The sequence below is a fragment of the Alicycliphilus denitrificans genome (genome assembly GCF_044792555.1).
Lineage (GTDB): Bacteria > Pseudomonadota > Gammaproteobacteria > Burkholderiales > Burkholderiaceae_C > Alicycliphilus > Alicycliphilus denitrificans_A.
Genome location: NZ_CP126238.1, coordinates 1018031 through 1035624, shown reverse-complemented (window position 1 = coordinate 1035624; position 17594 = coordinate 1018031). Strand labels below are relative to the sequence as shown.

General features: G+C 68.1%; 17 protein-coding genes. 7 read left to right on the top strand and 10 right to left on the bottom strand.

Annotation, left to right across the window (positions count from 1 at the left end; translation table 11 throughout):
- Positions 1–115 precede the first annotated feature (115 nt).
- From nadB to P7644_RS04840, 3 genes are read left to right on the top strand one after another with little or no spacing between them, the layout of a single operon-like run.
- Positions 116–1696 carry an L-aspartate oxidase gene (nadB, locus tag P7644_RS04850; protein ID WP_404301935.1) on the top strand — a complete coding sequence of 527 codons (1581 nt, stop codon included), beginning with the start codon at positions 116–118 and terminating at the stop codon, positions 1694–1696.
- A gap of 40 nt (positions 1697–1736) precedes the next feature.
- The gene (gene panD, locus P7644_RS04845) at positions 1737–2117 is read left to right on the top strand and encodes an aspartate 1-decarboxylase (protein ID WP_404301933.1); all 381 of its coding nucleotides are present in this window, start codon (positions 1737–1739) and stop codon (positions 2115–2117) included.
- Between the two features lie 32 nt (positions 2118–2149).
- Entirely contained in the window at positions 2150–2509 is a 360-nt protein-coding gene (locus P7644_RS04840) for a 5-carboxymethyl-2-hydroxymuconate Delta-isomerase (RefSeq protein ID WP_404301932.1), read from the top strand.
- Positions 2510–2513: 4 nt separating this feature from the next.
- Here P7644_RS04840 and P7644_RS04835 read toward each other — a convergent pair whose 3' ends face one another.
- From P7644_RS04835 to nadC, 8 genes are all read right to left on the bottom strand, one after another.
- Entirely contained in the window at positions 2514–4124 is a 1611-nt protein-coding gene (locus P7644_RS04835) for a response regulator (RefSeq protein WP_404301931.1), read from the bottom strand.
- A gap of 27 nt (positions 4125–4151) precedes the next feature.
- Positions 4152–4850, bottom strand: a complete 699-nt coding sequence (locus tag P7644_RS04830; RefSeq protein WP_404301930.1) for a sensor histidine kinase — start codon at positions 4848–4850, stop codon at positions 4152–4154.
- Positions 4851–5178: 328 nt separating this feature from the next.
- A complete protein-coding gene (locus P7644_RS04825) occupies positions 5179–6207 on the bottom strand; it encodes a porin (RefSeq protein ID WP_404301929.1) in 1029 nt (342 codons plus the stop codon).
- A 203-nt stretch (positions 6208–6410) separates the two neighbouring features.
- Entirely contained in the window at positions 6411–7040 is a 630-nt protein-coding gene (locus P7644_RS04820; RefSeq protein WP_404301927.1) for an aminotransferase class IV, read from the bottom strand.
- Positions 7041–7050: 10 nt separating this feature from the next.
- On the bottom strand, positions 7051–8211 hold the full coding sequence (pabB, locus tag P7644_RS04815) for an aminodeoxychorismate synthase component I (protein ID WP_404301926.1): 1161 nt from the start codon (positions 8209–8211) through the stop codon (positions 7051–7053).
- A 178-nt stretch (positions 8212–8389) separates the two neighbouring features.
- Complete coding sequence (locus P7644_RS04810) at positions 8390–8701, bottom strand: DUF4148 domain-containing protein (protein ID WP_404301925.1); 312 nt, start codon at positions 8699–8701, stop codon at positions 8390–8392.
- A 241-nt stretch (positions 8702–8942) separates the two neighbouring features.
- Complete coding sequence (gene nadA / locus P7644_RS04805; RefSeq protein ID WP_404301924.1) at positions 8943–10061, bottom strand: quinolinate synthase NadA; 1119 nt, start codon at positions 10059–10061, stop codon at positions 8943–8945.
- Positions 10058–10906 (bottom strand): carboxylating nicotinate-nucleotide diphosphorylase, encoded by an 849-nt coding sequence (gene nadC / locus P7644_RS04800; RefSeq protein ID WP_404303120.1) that lies wholly within the window; start codon positions 10904–10906, stop codon positions 10058–10060. Before nadC ends, nadA begins: the two co-directional genes overlap by 4 nt.
- 310 nt (positions 10907–11216) lie before the next feature.
- On the opposite strand from nadC, the gene panB reads away from it, so the two are divergent.
- The gene (gene panB / locus P7644_RS04795) at positions 11217–12098 is read left to right on the top strand and encodes a 3-methyl-2-oxobutanoate hydroxymethyltransferase (protein ID WP_404301923.1); all 882 of its coding nucleotides are present in this window, start codon (positions 11217–11219) and stop codon (positions 12096–12098) included.
- A gap of 26 nt (positions 12099–12124) precedes the next feature.
- Positions 12125–12973 (top strand): pantoate--beta-alanine ligase, encoded by an 849-nt coding sequence (gene panC, locus P7644_RS04790; RefSeq protein ID WP_404301922.1) that lies wholly within the window; start codon positions 12125–12127, stop codon positions 12971–12973.
- A 194-nt stretch (positions 12974–13167) separates the two neighbouring features.
- On the opposite strand, the gene P7644_RS04785 is transcribed toward panC, so the two are convergent.
- The gene (locus P7644_RS04785) at positions 13168–14055 is read right to left on the bottom strand and encodes a LysR family transcriptional regulator (protein ID WP_404301920.1); all 888 of its coding nucleotides are present in this window, start codon (positions 14053–14055) and stop codon (positions 13168–13170) included.
- A 109-nt stretch (positions 14056–14164) separates the two neighbouring features.
- Between P7644_RS04785 and P7644_RS04780 the strand changes: the two genes are divergently transcribed.
- Both P7644_RS04780 and P7644_RS04775 read left to right on the top strand, forming a co-directional pair.
- Complete coding sequence (locus tag P7644_RS04780) at positions 14165–15160, top strand: Bug family tripartite tricarboxylate transporter substrate binding protein (RefSeq protein WP_404303118.1); 996 nt, start codon at positions 14165–14167, stop codon at positions 15158–15160.
- 12 nt (positions 15161–15172) lie between these two features.
- The gene (locus P7644_RS04775; RefSeq protein ID WP_404301919.1) at positions 15173–16699 is read left to right on the top strand and encodes a M81 family metallopeptidase; all 1527 of its coding nucleotides are present in this window, start codon (positions 15173–15175) and stop codon (positions 16697–16699) included.
- A 149-nt stretch (positions 16700–16848) separates the two neighbouring features.
- Here the strand turns inward: P7644_RS04775 and P7644_RS04770 are convergent, their stop codons facing one another.
- Entirely contained in the window at positions 16849–17550 is a 702-nt protein-coding gene (locus P7644_RS04770) for a hypothetical protein (RefSeq protein WP_404301918.1), read from the bottom strand.
- Positions 17551–17594 lie beyond the last annotated feature (44 nt).

Here is a 17594-nt window from a genome sequence, read left to right as displayed (position 1 = left end):
CCAGCCCCGCGCGCTGGCCGCGCAATGGGAATGGATGCGCGAAGCGCGGCGCAGGATTCCCGGGCCTCCCTACAATGCTCGCTCCCTTTTGTCCGCCCGGTTGTGGCCGATCACCATGGCATCGCATGATTTCGACGTACTCATCGTAGGCAGCGGCCTCGCCGGCCTGTCCGCGGCCCTGCAGCTTGCGCCCACGCACCGCGTGGCCGTGATCACCAAGCGCCAGCTGCAGGACGGCTCCAGCGGCTGGGCCCAGGGCGGCATTGCCGCCGTGCTGGCCGATGACGACAGCTTTGCCGCACATATCCAGGACACCCTGGTGGCCGGCGCCGGCCTGTGCGACCTGGCCACCACGCGCTTCGTGGTGGAAAACGCTCCCGCGGCCATTGGCTGGCTGCAGGCCCTGGGCGTGCCCTTCACGCTGGAGGGCCAGGACCTGCACCTCACGCGCGAGGGCGGGCACAGCGCCAGGCGCATCGTGCACGCCACCGACGCCACTGGCGCCGCCGTGCAAAAGACGCTGATCGAGGTGGTGCGCGCCACCCCCGGCATCACGGTGTTCGAGCAGCACACGCTGGTCGACCTGATCACCACGCGCAAGCTGGGACTGGCCGGACAGCCGCGCTGCGTGGGCCTGTATGCGCTGGATGAGGCCAGCGACAGCGTGGTGACCTTTCGCGCGCCGCACACCATCCTGGCCACGGGCGGCGCGGGCAAGGTCTACCTGTACACCACCAACCCCGACACGGCCACGGGCGACGGCATTGCCGCCGCCTGGCGCGCGGGCTGCCGCGTGGGCAACATGGAGTTCGTGCAGTTCCACCCCACGGGCCTGTACCACCCGCACGAGAAGTCTTTCTTGATCAGCGAGGCCGTGCGCGGCGAAGGCGGGCGGCTCTTGCTGCCCGACGGCACGCGCTTCATGCCCGCGCACGATGCGCGCGCCGAGCTGGCCCCGCGCGACGTGGTGGCGCGCGCCATCGACTTCGAGATGAAGAAGCACGGCCTCGATTGCGTACACCTGGACATCTCGCACCAGAGCCCGGAGTTTCTGCGCGAGCATTTCCCCAACATCCTGGCGCATTGCGCGGGTCTGGGCATAGACATTACGCGCGAGCCCATCCCCGTCGTGCCCACGGCGCATTTCACCTGCGGCGGCGTGCTCACCGACCTGACGGGGCGCACCGACCTGGCGGGCCTGCTGGCCGTGGGCGAGGTAGCCTACACCGGCCTGCACGGCGCGAATCGCCTGGCCAGCAACTCGCTGCTCGAATGCCTGGTATTCGCGCGCGCCGCCTGTGCCCACATCACCCAGACACCGCCGGCCAAGTCACCCGCACTGCCGGCCTGGGACGACAGCCGCGTGGGCGACGCCGACGAGTCCGTCGTCATCTCGCACAACTGGGACGAGCTGCGCCGCTTCATGTGGGACTACGTGGGCATTGTGCGCACCGACAAGCGCCTGGAGCGCGCGGCGCACCGCATCGACCTGCTCAAGGGCGAGATCCAGGAGTTCTACGCGCACTTCCACGTCACGCGCGACCTGCTGGAGCTGCGCAACCTGGTACAGGTGGCCGACCTGATCGTGCAAAGCGCCCAGATGCGCCACGAGAGCCGCGGCCTGCACTACAGCCGCGACTGGCCCGACATGGCCGCGCCCGCGGCGCCCACCATCCTGGTGCCGCCCCTGCGCTGAGAGCCTGCCCCCTATTTCACACTACAGGAGACCCCTTCCCATGTTCCGCACCCTGCTCAAGTCCAAGATCCACCGCGCGGCCGTCACCCATTGCGAGCTGCACTACGAAGGCTCCTGCGCCATAGACGAAGACCTGCTGGAAGCCGCCAACATCTGTGAAAACGAGCAGATCCATATCTGGAACGTGGACAACGGCGAACGCTTCACCACCTACGCCATCAAGGGCGAGCGCGGCAGCGGCATGATCTCGGTGAACGGCTCTGCGGCCCGGCGCGCCTGCGTCGGTGACCTGCTCATCATTGCCGCCTTCGCCCAGGTGCACGAGGACCAGGTTGCCAAGCACCAGCCGCAGTTGGTGTTCGTGGGCGAGCGCAACCGCCAGACCGCGCTGCGCCACGCCGTGCCCGTGCAGGCCCTCTGATCCTCTTTGCCCATCACCCCTGAGTCCACGCCATGCCCCACCTTACTATCGAATATTCGAGCAACCTGCCCGCCTACCCCGAGGCCCAGGCGCTGGCTGAGCTCAACGCCGCCGTCTGCGCCAGCCCCGAAGTGCTGGACGAGGCCGACGTCAAGAGCCGCTTCGTGCGCAGTGGCAGCTTCCAGGTCGGCACCGTCCCGGCGGACCGCGCCTTCGTGCATGCGCAGTTGCGCCTGCTCTCGGGCCGCAGCCCCGAGGCCAAGCAGGACCTGGCCGGCCGCGTGGCCGAGGTGCTGCGCCGCCTCACGCCGCGCCCGGCGGGAGTCATGGTGCAGCTGAGCGTGGAGATCGTGGATATGGACCGGCCGTCCTATGTGAAGGAACGGCTCTAAACCTTCAGGCGGCTCGCGCCGCCTTCAGCGCATTCATGTAGACGCTGTATTTGGCGCTGTCCGGGTTGAGCTCGTGCACGCGCCGCAGCAGGTCCAGGGTTTCAGCCAGCAAGGCTTCGCTGCGGCCCTCGGTACGCATCTGGGCCAGCAGCAGCCCACACAGGTTCAGCAGCATCACCTCGTTGCCCGGCAAGTCCTCCAAGGCCACGCGCAGCAGGCGCGCGCCTTCGGCAAACTGCCCCCGGCGGCCCAGCATCACACCCTGGTTGTTGATGTTGATCAGCTCCTCGCGCGCCTCGCGCATCAGGACCTGCCCCTGCTCACCCATGCCCGCGCGCTCAAACAGCTGCTGGACCTGCTGGCCCAGCTGGCTGTCCTCGTGGTGGTTCTTCACCAGCTTGCGCAGCAAGTCCACGGCCTCGCTGCTGCGCCCCATGGCCAGCAGGCCCTGCGCCAGCTCCAGCGTGGTGCGCGGGCTGGCGTGCCCCTGCCTGCGGCCTTGCAGGGCCAGGGCCTGCTCCAGCGCCTGCCCGGCCGCCTCTGGCTGGCCGGCCTGCTGATGCACCACGCTCTGCACCGCCGCCACCTGGATGGCGACGTCGGTGTTGTCCTTGAACACCTTGAGCGTGTGCTGCAACCACTTCAACGCGGCATCGTCCTGCTGGCTGTCGGAGAGCACGCGCGCCAGCGAGACGTAGGCATCGGGCTGCCTGTCGGTGGAAAACTCGCTGATCTTCACGGTCTTCTCAAACGCCGCACGCGCCACCTCCAGCGCACCATTGCGGTAGGCGATCTCGCCCAGCTCTACTTGCCGGCGCACCACATTGGGTGAGCGCCGCGCGGCCTCCATCAGCACCTGCTGCGCCTCGTGCGGCTCGCCCAGGGCCTGCAAGGTCCTGGCCTGCCAGTCGCTGGCCTCGATGAACATGGGATTGTCCTTCAGCACCTGCCCGAACATGCCGCGCGCCAGCTCGTACTGCCCCTGGTAGAAGTGCAGCCTGCCCAGGCCCGTACGCGCCCAGGGCACCTCACGTTCGGCCAGCACCGAATCAAACAGGGCCTGGGCCGCGGGGTAATGGCCCAGCGTGAGCAGCAGCTCGCTCTTGATGCGCAGCAGATCGGCTGGCTTGGGCCCCGCACCGGCCAGCAAGGCTTCGCAGTGCTGCAAGGCAGCGACGTAGTCCTTGGCGCGCATGGCCTCCTGCACTCCGTGCAGCACCTGCTTCTTGGCCAGAAGCCGCTCCAGCCGCCCTTGCAGCATGCCCTGATTGATGGGCTTGAGCAGGTACTCGTCGGGCCTGGCCTCGGCCACGCCGGTGACCATTTCAGCGGTCTTTTCCGCCGTCACCATGATCCAGATGGTGGACAGGCCGATGTAGTCATGCAGACGCGCTTCGTCGAGCACCTGCTGGCCATTGAGGCCCTGGCCCAGATTGAAGTCGCACACCACCACGTCATAGCGGCTGGCGCCGAGTTTCTGCAAGGCATCCTTGCCATTGGCCGCCGTGTCCACATGCTGCACACCCATGGTGCGCACCAGATCGCGCAGCACGGTGCGCATCCCCTGAAAATCGTCCACGACCAGGACCTTGGCCTGGGCAAGCTTGACAAACATAGGCAAAAAAATTCCTCGCAAATCCCATCAAGGCAGGCACAGCACAAAACAGGCGCCGCCATAGGCGCCACCGTTTTCCAGGCTGATGCCGCCCACACGCGTGCCATTCTTATGCACGCGCGCCACCTGCAACGCAAAATGCAGGCCCAAACCGGTGCTGCCGCCGGCGAAATCCACCCCCATGCGGGCAGTCACGGCGTCGGCCTGCAGCAGGTGCGCGGGAAAGCCGGGGCCGTCGTCCTCCACGCGCAGCTCCAGGCGGCCCTGGTCTGTGCGCGCCGCGATGCGGATCTTGCCGCGACTGTGCGCGCAGGCGTTGTGGAGTGCGTTCAGCAAGGCGCCGCTGACCAGGTCCCGGTCCACATACCACTGGCAATCGGGCTCGCAGTCGAGCTGTACGGCGATGTTCCTAACCTCCAGCATGAATTGCTGCTGCACCAGCAAGTCGCCCAGCAACTCGGCCATGGCGCATTCCGCAATATCCAGCGGATAAATGGCCTGGCCCAGCTTGTACAGGCCGAGCAGCTGCACCAGAGAGGCATGCATGCGCTGGGATTCATGGATCGCTCCGCCCAGCACCTGGTAGCTCTCCTGGTCACCCGCGGCCCTGCGCTGCTGGGCCACCCGCTCCAGCACACCAACCTGCACGCTGAGCGCATTCTTCATGTCATGGGCCGACGAGGCGATCAGGTCGGCAAAGCGGATGGTGGTGTGTTCTTGCGCCATGAGTGCGTTGACAGGTGACGGCCCCAAAACCGCTATCGTGCCATGCCCGGCAGCCCCCACCGTGAAACACCGGCCACTACCCCAGCCGCGCCTGCAGCCGGCCTGATGCAGTTGCACTCCAGCTGCGCTGGCTGTGATCAACTTGCGGGAGGGCCTTCACCTGCAGGAGCGCACCCGTGCGGGCGCAAAAAACCGCTCCGGCCAAACGGCCGAAGCGGTTCGTTTGCCTGCCCGGTCTGCTCGCGTTCCCCACCAGGTGGATCAGGCCAGGGCAAGGCGCACGGCGCGGGCGGGTTGCCTACACGGCCCCGCGCGCTCCGCTCCTCACTCAGAAATTGTGGCGAATGCCGATTTCGTAGCCTGTCAAAGACTTGCCGGCGGCAGGCGTCGGGCTCAGGGACGAGGCCAGCTTGCGCGTGGCCGTGCCATCGTTGTTCAGACGCGCCACGGCGCCGTAGAGCTCGGTGCGCTTGGAAAGCTGGTAGCCATAGCCCAGTGCCAGGCGCTGGGAATCGTTCGCGCCCTTCTTGTCGCTGTAGTCGGTGTAGGCCGCTCGCAGTTCGCCGGCGCCCAGCTTCATCTTCACGCCCACGCTGTAGATGTCCACACGCTTGCCGGCGCCACGCTCGGAGCCGATCAGCACCATGGGCGTGAAGTCACCGATCTTGTAGGACGCGCCCAGGTTCATGGCCTTGTAGTCCACGCCCACGGCCGCCGTGCCGCCGCGCGCGACGCCATAGGCGGCGGCCAGGTTCAGGGGGCCGTTGGCATAGCCCAGGCGCAGGCCCGTGGCGCTCTTGAGGCTGCTGTCGGCCGCGTCCTCGCCGAAGCTGTGCGCCACCTGGCCATAGACGCCACCCAGCTTGGGCAGCAGGTAGGTGATGCTGTTGGAGAAACGCTTGGGCGCGCTGCCCTCGGCCGTGCCGGCGGCGGAGCCGCTGACCAGGTTGTGGGCATTGATGCCGCCCATGCCCGTGTCGCCAAAGGCGTGGAAGGTTTCCAGGTTCAGGTAGGTGGGCGTCTTGTCGCGGCCCAGGCGCACCTCGCCGAAGTTGCCCAGCAGGCTCACCGTGGAGCGGCGGTCGAATTTGAAGCCGGTGCTCGTGCCATCGTCGACGTTCACGCCGCCTTCCAGCCAGAAGCCCGCCTTGAGGCCGCCGCCAAGGTCTTCCCCCCCGCGAAAGCCCAGGCGGCTGCTGGAGTTGCCGCCGCTGGCCAGGCCGGTCACGCTTTTGCCCGTCGTGGTGATACGGGCGACGGACGCATCCATCACGCCGAAAAGGCTCACGCTGGAGCTTTGCGCCGCCGCACCTGCAGTCGCCGTCAGTGCCGCAAGGGCAAGAAATGTTTTGTTCATGCTGTTCATGGGTTGGAGTGAAAGAGAACAGCCGGTCGTCGTGGTACGCGCGGCGCGCATCCTCAAAACTCGGCCAGCCCCTGCTGTGGGGCCGGGCCTATTGAACACACGGAATGTGACAAATCAGGGTAACCCCTGATTTCAAGTGAGGATTGGGTGCTTACGACTACGCGCGGGCGCAGGGCACGCTGCGCCGCGGCAGATCACGGCGAGGAGGGCTCCAGCGTGGCCTCCAGCCAGCCGCGCAGGCTGTTGATGAAGGCCCAGACCTGCACGCGCGGCAGATCCTGCAGGCGCACCACCTGCTCCATCAGCCGGCCCTGCTCCAGCGCCACGCCCCGGCCCACGCCGGGCAGCAGGCCACAGGAGAGCGCCGGCGTGACCCAGCGCCCATCGAGCCGCAGGGCCAGGTTGCCAAAGGTGGTTTCGGTGATCTCGCCGGCCTCGTTGTAGAGCACGGTGTCGAACCAGCCGCTGCCCGCAGCCGGCGCAAAGGCCGCGTAATGCGCACGCCGCGTGGTCTTGTGCCGCACCCATTCGCCATGCGCCTGTGCCAAAGGCCGGTCGGCGAGCCGCAGGCGCACCGGCGTGACCGTGGGCTGCAGGGCAAAGGCCTCGGCGCGCGGCACTCCTTCGGCATCGAGCAGCAGGCGCACGCGCCACAGGCCCCGGCCATGGGCGGCCGCCACGTCGGCCAGGCAGGCGCGCACGCGGGCCTCGTCCCAGGCGTAGGCAAAGTGCGCGCAACTGGCCGCCATGCGCGCCAGGTGCCGGTCGAGGTGGCGCGGGCGGCCCTCCTCCAGCGCCAGGGTTTCCAGGATTTCGAAGTCCATGGCCGCTCCTTCAAATTTGCCGCAGGAAGGCGCGCTTGTGCTGCCATTCCTGCCACTCGGCCTCGGCCTGGGCACTGGCCGTGATGCCGCTGCCTATGCCGCAGCGCACCTCGTCACCGCGCACGACCACGGTGCGTATGGGCACGTTGAAGGTCGCGTGCATGCGCCCGGGTGCGCCGCCGGGCCGCACCACGCCAAGGGCGCCGCAGTAGATGCCGCGCGGCCCGGGCTCGAGCTCGCGGATCAGCCGCATGGCCTGGCGCTTGGGCGCGCCGGTGATGGAGCCGCAGGGAAACAGCGCCGCAAAGACATCGGCCAGGCCCGTGCCGGGCCGCGTGCGCGCCTCAACGTCGGAGGTCATCTGCCACACGCTGGGCAGAGCCTCGGCATGGAACAGCCGCGGCACCTTGACGCTGTGCGCCAGCGCGATGCGCGACAGGTCGTTGCGCAGCAGGTCCACGATCATCACGTTCTCGGCGCGCTCCTTGGGCGAGGCGCGCATGGCCTGCATATGGGCCGCGTCCTGCGCCGGCGTGGCGCCGCGCGGGGCCGTGCCCTTCATGGGGCGCGTGAGGATGTGCTCGCCGTCCCAGTCGAAGAACAGCTCGGGCGAGACCGACAGCACCTGCTCGTCGCCACTGTCCAGGCAGGCCACATAGCCGCCGGGCTGTGCGCGCCGCAGCGCCGCGCACAGCGCGGGCACATCGCCGGCCAGGCGCCCCAGGAACTGCGCCGTGTAGTTGACCTGGTAGCAGTCGCCAGCGGCGATCGCCGCATGGATGCGCGCGATGGCGGCATCGAAGGCGGCGCGCTCCAGGCCCGGCTGCCACAGCACCTGCGGCGCACGGGCCGCCCCACCGCCAGCGTCGGCCGCCGGGTTTTCCTCGGCACTGCAGGGCGGCTCGTGCACGGCGAACCAGGCCAGCGGCCGGTCCTCGGGCTGGGCATGCAGAGCGTCGGCATAGGCGGCATCGAAGGCCGACGCGGCCTCGTAGCGCAGCCAGCCCAGGCACCACAGGCCGGCCTGGGCGGCCTGCTGCACGGCGTCGAGCACGGCACGCACCTCGCCGGGCCTCCGGGCCGCCAGCGTGCGCAGCGGAGTGCCGAACGCATGGCGCAGGCGCGCGGCGGCCTGGTCGCGGGGGGCGGGGAAATCAATGATGGAATTCAAGTGAAAACAGCGTTTATCGCCCGTCCAACCTGCGCATTGAGCTATTTTATTAATAGTACACAGGTGCCTGCGGCAAGCGGCCAAGTCTAGACGACACCACAGCGCCCGACGCCCCCGCCTCACAAACCAAAAAACGCCCGCATCTGCGGGCGCCTGTGGGAGAAACTGGGGCGCGCGTTCATTTGCCGAGCACCTCCTGGTACTTGGCCGTGGTCGCCTGGAAGGCCTGGCCGACGCGCAGCTGCTGATAGCGGGCCAGGGCCGCCTGGTAGTCGCCCATGAACTGCAGATCCATCTCGGCCGGTGGGTGTGGCCAATAGGTCATGCCGGCGCGGTGCCATGATTCAAGGTCGGCCAACACCTCGGCGCGGCTCAGGCCGGTGCTGGCCGTCTGCGACTGAGGGAGTGCGGTGGCATCGCCACTCTGGGCCCACACCGGGCCGGCCATACCTAGCAGCGTAGCCGTCAACAATGCGGATAGATTGCGCATATCACATCCTTTCTTCTTGGATGACAAAGGAAATACCGATTGACAAATTTCTCTCGGAATCTCCAACGGATGAATATGCGCCTGTATCAGGGCATCGTCGCGCCCTTTATGCGCTCGTCGGTGCAATTGGCGTAACCGGTCATGACATGTATCAAGAATGCCTCCCGGATCCGACAGCCGACCCGTCTAATACGCCTTTTCGCACGGCCATCATGCATTGATAGCTATCAAAATAAAAGCGTCACGCGGCACCCAGATGCGGCACCAGCGCGCCCGGCGCCTGGCCGCTCCTGAGCGCGGCGGTGAAAGCCAGCATGCGGTCTATGGGCTGGCGCGCGCGCGGGATCAGCGCGGGATCCACGTGGATGGCGTTGGCGCCGGTCTCCAGCACGCGCGCCACGTCGGCCAGGCCGTTCATGGCCATCCAGGGGCAGTGCGCGCAGCTCTTGCAGGTGGCGCTGTTGCCGGCGGTGGGCGCCTCGTAGAAGGTCTTGCCCGGGTTGAGCTGGCGCAGCTTGTGCATCATGCCCTTGTCGGTGGCGACGATGAACTCGCGGGCGTCCAGCTCGCGCGCGGCCTTGAGGATGGCGCTGGTCGAGCCCACGGCGTCGGCCAGGGCGATGACGTCGGCCGGGCTCTCGGGGTGCACCAGCACCTTGGCCTGGGGGTGCTCTTTCTTCAGCAGCTCCAGCTCCAACGCCTTGAATTCGTCATGCACGATGCAGGCGCCATTCCAGAACACCATGTCGGCGCCGGTCTCGCGGCGGATGTAGTCGCCCAGGTGCCGGTCGGGCGCCCACAGGATCTTGTGGCCGGCGTCCTTCAGGGCGCGCACGATGTCCAGCGCGCAGCTGGACGTGACCAGCCAGTCGGCGCGCGCCTTCACGGCGGCGCTGGTGTTGGCATACACCACCACGGTGCGGTCCGGGTGCTGGTCGCAGAAGGCGCTGAATTCGTCGATCGGGCAGCCCAGGTCCAGCGAGCAGGTGGCGTCCAGGTCGGGCATGAGCACGGTCTTCTCGGGCGAGAGGATCTTGGCCGTCTCGCCCATGAACTTCACGCCCGAAACGACCAGCGTCTGCGCCGCATGGTCGCGGCCGAAACGCGCCATTTCCAGCGAGTCGCTGACGATGCCGCCGGTCTCCTCGGCCAGGTCCTGCAGGTCCGGGTGCACGTAGTAGTGCGAGACCATGACCGCGTTTTTCTCTTTCAGCAGGCGGCGGATCTTGTCCTTGAGCTGCACGCGCTCGGCCGGCGTGGGCTCGGGCGGCACGCGCGCCCAGGCGTGCTTGGTCGAGCAGACGGCGCCCTCCTCGGGCTGCTCGTATTCGACTTCCTTCAAAGTGATGGTGGTGTTCATGCCAGCTCCTGCAGGCGCATGGAAAAGTCCGTGGCCTTCACGTCCTTGGTCAGCGCACCAATGGAGATGCGGTCCACCCCGGTTTCTGCAAGAGTGCGCACGCCCTCCAGGGTCACGCCGCCCGAGATTTCCAGAATCGCGCGCCCGGCGTTGATGGCCACGGCCTCGCGCAGCATGGGCAGCGGCATGTTGTCCAGCAGCACCATCTTCGCGCCGGCGGCCAGCGCCTCGTGCAGCTGCGCCAAAGTCTCGACCTCGATCTCGATGAAGGCGGCGCGCGCCGCCACGGCCTCGGTGGCGCGCAGCACGGCCGTCACGCCGCCGGCGGCGGCAATGTGGTTCTCCTTGATCAGCACGGCGTCGTGCAGGCCGATGCGGTGGTTCACCCCGCCGCCCACGCGCACCGCGTATTTCTGCGCCAGGCGCAGGCCGGGGATGGTCTTGCGTGTGTCCACGATCTGCGCGCGCGTGCCGGCCACGGCATCCACGTAGATGCGGGTCTTGCTGGCCACGCCTGAGAGCAGCTGCAGGAAGTTGATGGCCGTGCGCTCGGCCGAGAGCAGCGCGCGGGCGTCGCCCTCGGCCTCCAGCACCACCTGGTCGGGGGCGCAGCGCTGGCCCTCGGCCACATGCCAGGTCAGCCGCACGCCGGGATCCAGCGCACGCAGCGCGGCCTCGGCCCAGGGGGCGCCGCAGATCACGGCGGCCTCGCGCGCCAGGATGCGCGCGCGCGCGCGGCGCCCGGCGGGCACCAGGGCGGCGGTCAGGTCGCCGCTGCCCACATCTTCTTGCAGCGCGCGTTGTACGTCTTCGCGCACCTGCGCGGCGATGGAGTCGGGAGTCATCACGGGGTCACAGTCGTTTTTTACGGGGGGCACAAGGATAGCCGCATGGCAGGGCAAGCCCTTGGCGTGTGGGCAAAAGCGCAGCGGCCTCCCGAAACACGGTCACGCCGCTGGCACCGGCCCGGTCCTGGTTACGCCTTGATTTAAGAGAAAAATGGCACCAGCACTCATCCACAAAGCGCCATCAGCTATCAAAATTAAAGCACCATGAAGCCATGACGGCTGCCGCGCGCATGGCCGCCCGCCGCGATGGCAAACGAATGCGCCTAGACTCGCGGGATTTCCCATCCCGCCCCACGAAAGACTGCTCATGACCAGTGCCAATTCCGCCCCGGGCACGCCCTACGGCACGATTCCGCCCGCATCGCCCCTGCCCCAGCGCCGCCCGATCAGCCTGCCGCGCCTGGCGCAGATGCGCGAGGCCGGCGAAAAGATCACCATGCTCACGGCCTACGACGCCACCTTTGCCGCCGTGGCCGACGCGGCGGGCGTGGAGGCCATACTCATCGGAGACTCGCTGGGCATGGTCTGCCAGGGCCTGCCCAGCACCGTGGGCGTGTCGCTGGACACCATGGCCTACCACACCGAAAGCGTGACGCGCGGCCTGCACCGGGTGCAGGGCACGGCCTGGGTGGTGGCCGACCTGCCCTTCGGCAGCTACCACGAGAGCCGCGAGCAGGCGCTGCGCAGTGCCTGCCGGCTGATGCAGGCCGGCGCGCACATGGTGAAGCTGGAGGGCGGCGGCTGGACCGCGCCCACGGTGCAGTTTCTGGTGGAGCGCGGCATTCCCGTGTGCGCCCACCTGGGCCTGACGCCGCAGACCGTGCACGCCCTGGGCGGCTACCGCGTACAGGGCAAGGGCGACGCCGCCGCCGCCGAGCTGCGCCGCCACGCGCTGGAGCTGCAGGACGCGGGCGCCGCCATGCTGGTGCTGGAGATGGTGCCCGCCGCCCTGTCCGCCAGCCTGACGCAGGAGCTGCCCCATTGCCACACCATCGGCATCGGCGCGGGCAAGGGCACGGCCGGCCAGGTGCTGGTGATGCACGACATGCTGGGCGTGAACCTGGGCAAGAACCCGAAGTTTGTGCACGACTTCATGCAGGAGGCGGGCAGCGTCAGGGGCGCCATGCAGGCCTATGTGCGCGCCGTGAAGAATGGCAGCTTCCCCGACGACGCCCTGCACGCCTGGTGACCGACACCTCAATAGACCTATCTCCCATGCAAATCGTTCGCACCCTCCCCGAGCTGCGCGCCGCCCTCGCCGGCCGCGGCCGCCCCGCCTTCGTGCCCACCATGGGCAACCTGCACGACGGCCACATCGCCCTGGTGCGCCAGGCCAGGCCGCTGGGCGACGTGCTGGTCAGCAGCATCTTCGTGAACCGCCTGCAGTTTCTGCCACACGAAGATTTTGATAGCTACCCACGCACCTGGGACGCGGATTGCGCCAAGCTTGAGGCCGCTGGCTGCGACATCGTCTTTGCCCCGCGCGAGGGCGACCTGTACCCCGAGCCGCAGACCTTCAAGATCCAGCCCGACCCGGCACTGGCCGACATCCTGGAGGGTCACTTCCGCCCGGGTTTCTTCACCGGCGTATGCACCGTGGTGATGAAGCTGTTTTCCGCCGTGTTCTTCGCCAGCGGCGGCGGCACGGCCGTGTTCGGCAAGAAGGACTACCAGCAGCTGATGGTGATACGCCGCATGGTGCAGCAGTTTGCGCTGCCCGTGGACATCGTCGCCGGCAACACCGAGCGTGCTGCCGACGGCCTGGCGCTGAGTTCGCGCAACGGCTACCTCAGCCCCGAGCAGCGCGCCGCGGCCGTGCAACTGTCCCAGGCGCTGCACGCCCTGGCCCAGGCGGCGTCGGCCCCGGATGCGGCACCACTGGCCGCGCTGGAGCAGCAGGCCATGGAGCAGCTGGCGCAGCAGGGCTGGGCGCCGAACTACCTCACCGTGCGCCAGCGCGATGATCTGCAGGCGCCGCAGGGTCCTGCCGCACCCGGCACCCTGGTGGCGCTGGGCGCGGCGCGGCTGGGGGGGACGCGGTTGATTGACAACCTGGAGTTTTAGGGTGAAAAGTGGCTCTATCGCTCTTTCATATTGCGTTAGCAGCTATCTTTTTTGAGTCATTGTCTTGTGTTTGGATGTGGCTGTCCGGGATATGCGCCCGGCGGCGCAGTAACTTTCTCTTGTCTCGAAGCCAAGAAAAGTGCCTCGCCCGCCGGGGCGAGACCCGGCCAGCAACGCTAAACGAGCGCGCCTCCCTACCCAAACCGCTCCAGAATCAAATCCCGCACCCTCCCCGCCGCCGGCGTCAGAGGAAACTGGCGCGGCCAGACCAGGTTTAAATGGGTGCGCAGGTCCGCGCCCTCCAGGGGCAGCAGGGGCGGCAGCACCGGCGCCACCAGCTGCCCAAAGCTCTGCGGCGCAAACGCCACCCCCAGGCCGCGCTGCGCCATCAGCAGCATGGGCAAGGTCTCACCGCCCCAGTACACCACGTTGGGCACGAACCCGGCCTTCTGGCAGGCGCGCAGCACCATGTCCGAGATGCCCGTGCCCAGCGGCGAGCGGTGCAGCAGAAAGCGGTCGTGGCGCAGGTCCGCCAGCCGTACCCGGTCGCTGCCTGCCAGGGAATGGCCCGGCGGCAGCGCCACCCGCAGGGGTTCGTCCATGATGATGCGCATCTCCAGCTCGGGGGCCATGTACTCGCTGCGCGAGATGATCAGGTCCAGGCCGCGCTCGCGCAGGCGCTGCAGCATGTAGCCCGCCTCGCCCTCGTGCACATGGACCGCGATGTCCAGGCCGCTGGCGCCCAGCTCCTCCAGCACACAGGGCATGACGAACAGGCTGGCCGCCGTGGCGCAGCCAATGTGCGCCGTGCCGCGCGCCCCCTGCTCGGCCTCGCGCAGCTCGCGGCGCATGGTCTGCAGGTTGGCCAGCAGCGCCTTGGCACGCAGGTAGAACAGCTCGCCCGTGGCCGTGGGCGCCAGCCGGTGGCCGCTGCGGTCAAACAGCGTGACCCCCAGCTCATCCTCCAGCTTGCGCAGCAGGATGCTCAGCGGCGGCTGGGTCATGTGCAGGCGCGTGGCGGCGGCGGACACGCTGCCCTGCTCATAGACGGCGACAAAGCATTTCAAGCGGTGTTCGTCCATATAATTTTTATATAAAAATAAACCAAATATATATTAGACATTGGTTCTATGTCTTCCTACACTGCGGCCATCCCGGCCATCGGCCGTCAGTCACAGATCGATTGGAGACATCAAAATGCAACGCATCCGCCGCCAAATCACGGGCCTGGCCCTGCTGTCCTGCCTTGCGCCCGTATTGGGCATGAGCACCGCCCACGCCCAGACGGACTGGCCGAAGCGCACCATCAAGGTCGTCGTCCCATATCCGGCCGGCGGCTCTGCCGACGCCATGGGGCGCATGGTGGCCAACAAGCTCGGCAAGGCGCTCAAGGCCAGCGTGGTGGTGGAGAACGTCCCCGGCGGGGCCACCGTGCCGGGCGCGCTGGCCGTGCTGCGCGAGCCCGCGGACGGCCACACCCTGTTCATGGCCAGCGACGGCACGCTGAACATCAACCGCTGGCTGCTCAAGGATGTGCGCTACGACGGCGACAAGGACTTCACGCCGGTGACCGTGCTGAACTCCTACCCGCACTGGCTGATCGTCAATCCCCAGGGACCGTACAAGAGCCTGGACGACCTGGTGAAGGCGATGCGGGCGAATCCGGGCAAGGTGTCCATCAGCGTCAACACCATCGGCGGCGCGGCCCATCTGGCGCTGGACAACTGGCGCCGGCAGAACGGCCTGAACTTCGAGATCGTGCCCTATCGCGGCTCGCCCCCGGCCGTCACCGACCTGATTGGCGGCCACACCGACGCGCATATGGACGTGGTGGGCTCCTCCATCGCCCATGCCCGCAGCGGACGCGTGCTGCCCGTGGCCGTGCTGCAGGGCACGCCGGTCAAGGAGTTCCCCAAGGCCGTCACGCAGGACCCCAAGGACTCCAAGGCCCTGGTCGTGCAGTCCAACCTGTCGGTGGTGATGCGCACCGGCACGCCGCAGGCGGTGCTGGACAAGATCTATGCCGTGCTGCAGGCGGGCGTCAAGGAAGAAGACTTCGCCAACACCCTGTCCCTGCTGAGCCTGGACCCCGTGCTGCTGGAGCCGGCCAAGGCCAAGACCTTCCTGCTGCAGGAAACCCAGCGCTACGGCGTGCTGCTCGAGAAGTCGGGCCTGGAAAAGCAATAAGAAAGCAGCGCCATGAAATTTGTCATCGCCCTGATCCGCCACGAGACGAATACCTTCTCGCCCATTCCCACCGTGCTCGGCGACTTCCGCCGTGGCACCGGCGCCGGGCCGGCTTATGGCGAGGCGGCACGCCAAGCCTGCGAGGGCACGAAGAATGCCGCCAGCGCCTACCTGGACATGGCGCGCGAGCTGGGGGCCGAGGTGGACTTCGCGGTCTATGCCAACGCCGTGCCCAGCGGCGTGGTGGCGCGCGAGGCCTTCGAGAGCCTGTGCGACACCGTGGTGCGCAGCGCCTCCCAGGGCTGCGACGCGGTGCTGCTGGACCTGCACGGCGCCATGGTCGCCGAGGGCTACCCGGACGCCGAGGGCGAGCTGCTGCGCCGCCTGCGCGCCAGCACCCCGGCGGGCCTGCCGATAGGCGTGGCGCTGGACTTCCACGCCAACTTCAGCAGCGAACTGATCCGCCATGCCACGGTGATCGCCGGCTACTGCACCTACCCGCATGTGGACATCTACGAGACCGGCGCGCGCGTGGCCCACAGCATCCGCGCACGGCTGGAGGGGCGCAGCGATCCCGTGCTGCTGTGGCGCCGCCTGCCCATGCTCACGCACATGCTGCGCCAGACTCCCGCCCAGCAGCCGATGAAGGACATCATGGACCGGGCCATGCAGGCCGAGCAGGCTGGCGAGGTGTGCAACGCCTCGGTCTTCGGCGGCTTTCCGCTGTCCGACATTCCCTGCGCCGGCCTGTCGGTGGTCATCGCCGCCGAGCGCGAGCGCATGCAGGAGGGCCAGAAGCTGCTCGACGAGCTGTGCGGCCTGGCCTGGTCGCGCCGCGCGGACTTTGTCTTCGAATCGGGCTCCGTCACGGAATCGATCGCCCATGCCAAGACCCTCCAGGAAGGCCCGGTGCTGCTGATCGACCATGGCGACAACTGCGGCGCCGGCGGCGTGACCGACGTCATGGAGGTGCTGGAAGAGGTGCTGAAGCAAGGCCTGGAGGACGTGGTCGCCGGTCCCTTCTGGGACCCGGCCACGGTGGCCACACTGTTCGAGCGCGGCATGGGCGCCGAGGTGACGGTGGACGTGGGCGGCAAGACCGACATGCCGGCCCTGGGGCTGAAGGGCCGGCCGCTGCGCCTGACGGGCGTGGTCGAACGCCTGACCGATGGCGAATACACCGTCACCGGCCCCATGTTCACCGGCGTGCGCCAGAGCCTGGGCCGCACCGCCGTGCTGCGCGTGGGCACGGTGCGCATCTTCATCTGCGAGCGCCCGCAGGAGCCGTACGACACGGGCGTGTTCACCCATGCGGACGTGGACCCGGCAAAGGCCCACTATGTGCTGCTCAAGTCGCGCCAGCATTTCCGCGCCGGTTTCGGCCCCTTCGCCAGGCATGTCGTGCTCGTCAGCGGGCCGGGCGTGTGCAGCTCGGACTATGGCCTGTTCCCGTTCAAACACCTGAGCCGCCCCATCTACCCGCTGGATGCCGACGCCACCCCGGCCGATGGCGCAAGCTGGCTGCCCGCCAGCGCCTGAGCCGGGACGCGCACGCCAGCAGCAGATGTTCTACCCGGCCGCCGTGGTGCTGCTGGGCGGCCTTGGGCGCCGGGTATCGGCCCAGATGCAGCGCAAGCTGATCTGCGGCCTGCAGATTCCTCGGCGGGCTGACAGCGACAGGTGTTGCGTCAATATCCCGAACGCCCGCTGTCGGATACCGGCGCATCGGCGGCAAAGCAGTAAAACCGCCCCGCCCCACCCGTGGCCTTGAGGGCCTCCATGCCGCAGCCGCGCGAGCCGTGCGAGGAATTCCATGACTTGGCCGCGGCGCTGTCATCCAGCCCCATGCGGTCATGGTGGCCCAGCAGGGCCGATCCGGCACCGTCATGGCTCCAGTTGCCGCAGGTGGTGTCATTGGCTGCCGTGGAGGCACGGCCATCGGGCAGCGAGCCGGTCAGTATGTCGTGCATGTTGACCGCATCGCCCCGGCCGCTGAGCAGCTCGCCCTTCTCGGTCAGTGCGGTCTGCTTGTCGATGTGGTTGGCCTCGTGCAGCTCCTGCACATCGCGTGCGATCAGCACGCCCCGGGCGTTGTACCAGGGGCCGCTGCCGATGCGCTCGCGCGCATGGACCGCCGGACCGGCGGGGGTCGCCACCGTGCTCAGGTAGGCGCGCCAGGTGCGCGCGCCGGCGCCCACGCCATTGGCCAGTGACTGGCAATAGCGGTCGGCCCCCTCGAGCCCACCCAAATCAGCGCCACGCCCTGGATTACCACTGGTGACAAAAAAACCCATGGCCTGTGACCCGGCGGGCGCCTGGGCAGACATGGGCGCACAGGCCGCCAGCATGGCGGCGGCAGACAGCACGACCGGCAGGATGCGATGCGGCATGGCCCGTCTCCTTGGACATTGCGAGGCAGGCAGGCTACGCCAGG

Excerpts from the sequence above, each read along its gene's own strand:
- nadB (WP_404301935.1), top strand. The coding sequence starts at position 116 with ATGGCATCGCATGATTTCGACGTACTCATCGTAGGCAGCGGCCTCGCC.
- panD (WP_404301933.1), top strand. The coding sequence starts at position 1,737 with ATGTTCCGCACCCTGCTCAAGTCCAAGATCCACCGCGCGGCCGTCACC.
- P7644_RS04840 (WP_404301932.1), top strand. The coding sequence starts at position 2,150 with ATGCCCCACCTTACTATCGAATATTCGAGCAACCTGCCCGCCTACCCC.
- P7644_RS04835 (WP_404301931.1), bottom strand. The coding sequence starts at position 4,124 with ATGTTTGTCAAGCTTGCCCAGGCCAAGGTCCTGGTCGTGGACGATTTT.
- P7644_RS04830 (WP_404301930.1), bottom strand. The coding sequence starts at position 4,850 with ATGGCGCAAGAACACACCACCATCCGCTTTGCCGACCTGATCGCCTCG.
- P7644_RS04825 (WP_404301929.1), bottom strand. The coding sequence starts at position 6,207 with ATGAACAAAACATTTCTTGCCCTTGCGGCACTGACGGCGACTGCAGGT.
- P7644_RS04820 (WP_404301927.1), bottom strand. The coding sequence starts at position 7,040 with ATGGACTTCGAAATCCTGGAAACCCTGGCGCTGGAGGAGGGCCGCCCG.
- P7644_RS04810 (WP_404301925.1), bottom strand. The coding sequence starts at position 8,701 with ATGCGCAATCTATCCGCATTGTTGACGGCTACGCTGCTAGGTATGGCC.
- nadA (WP_404301924.1), bottom strand. The coding sequence starts at position 10,061 with ATGAACACCACCATCACTTTGAAGGAAGTCGAATACGAGCAGCCCGAG.
- nadC (WP_404303120.1), bottom strand. The coding sequence starts at position 10,906 with ATGACTCCCGACTCCATCGCCGCGCAGGTGCGCGAAGACGTACAACGC.
- panB (WP_404301923.1), top strand. The coding sequence starts at position 11,217 with ATGACCAGTGCCAATTCCGCCCCGGGCACGCCCTACGGCACGATTCCG.
- panC (WP_404301922.1), top strand. The coding sequence starts at position 12,125 with ATGCAAATCGTTCGCACCCTCCCCGAGCTGCGCGCCGCCCTCGCCGGC.
- P7644_RS04785 (WP_404301920.1), bottom strand. The coding sequence starts at position 14,055 with ATGGACGAACACCGCTTGAAATGCTTTGTCGCCGTCTATGAGCAGGGC.
- P7644_RS04775 (WP_404301919.1), top strand. The coding sequence starts at position 15,173 with ATGAAATTTGTCATCGCCCTGATCCGCCACGAGACGAATACCTTCTCG.
- P7644_RS04770 (WP_404301918.1), bottom strand. The coding sequence starts at position 17,550 with ATGCCGCATCGCATCCTGCCGGTCGTGCTGTCTGCCGCCGCCATGCTG.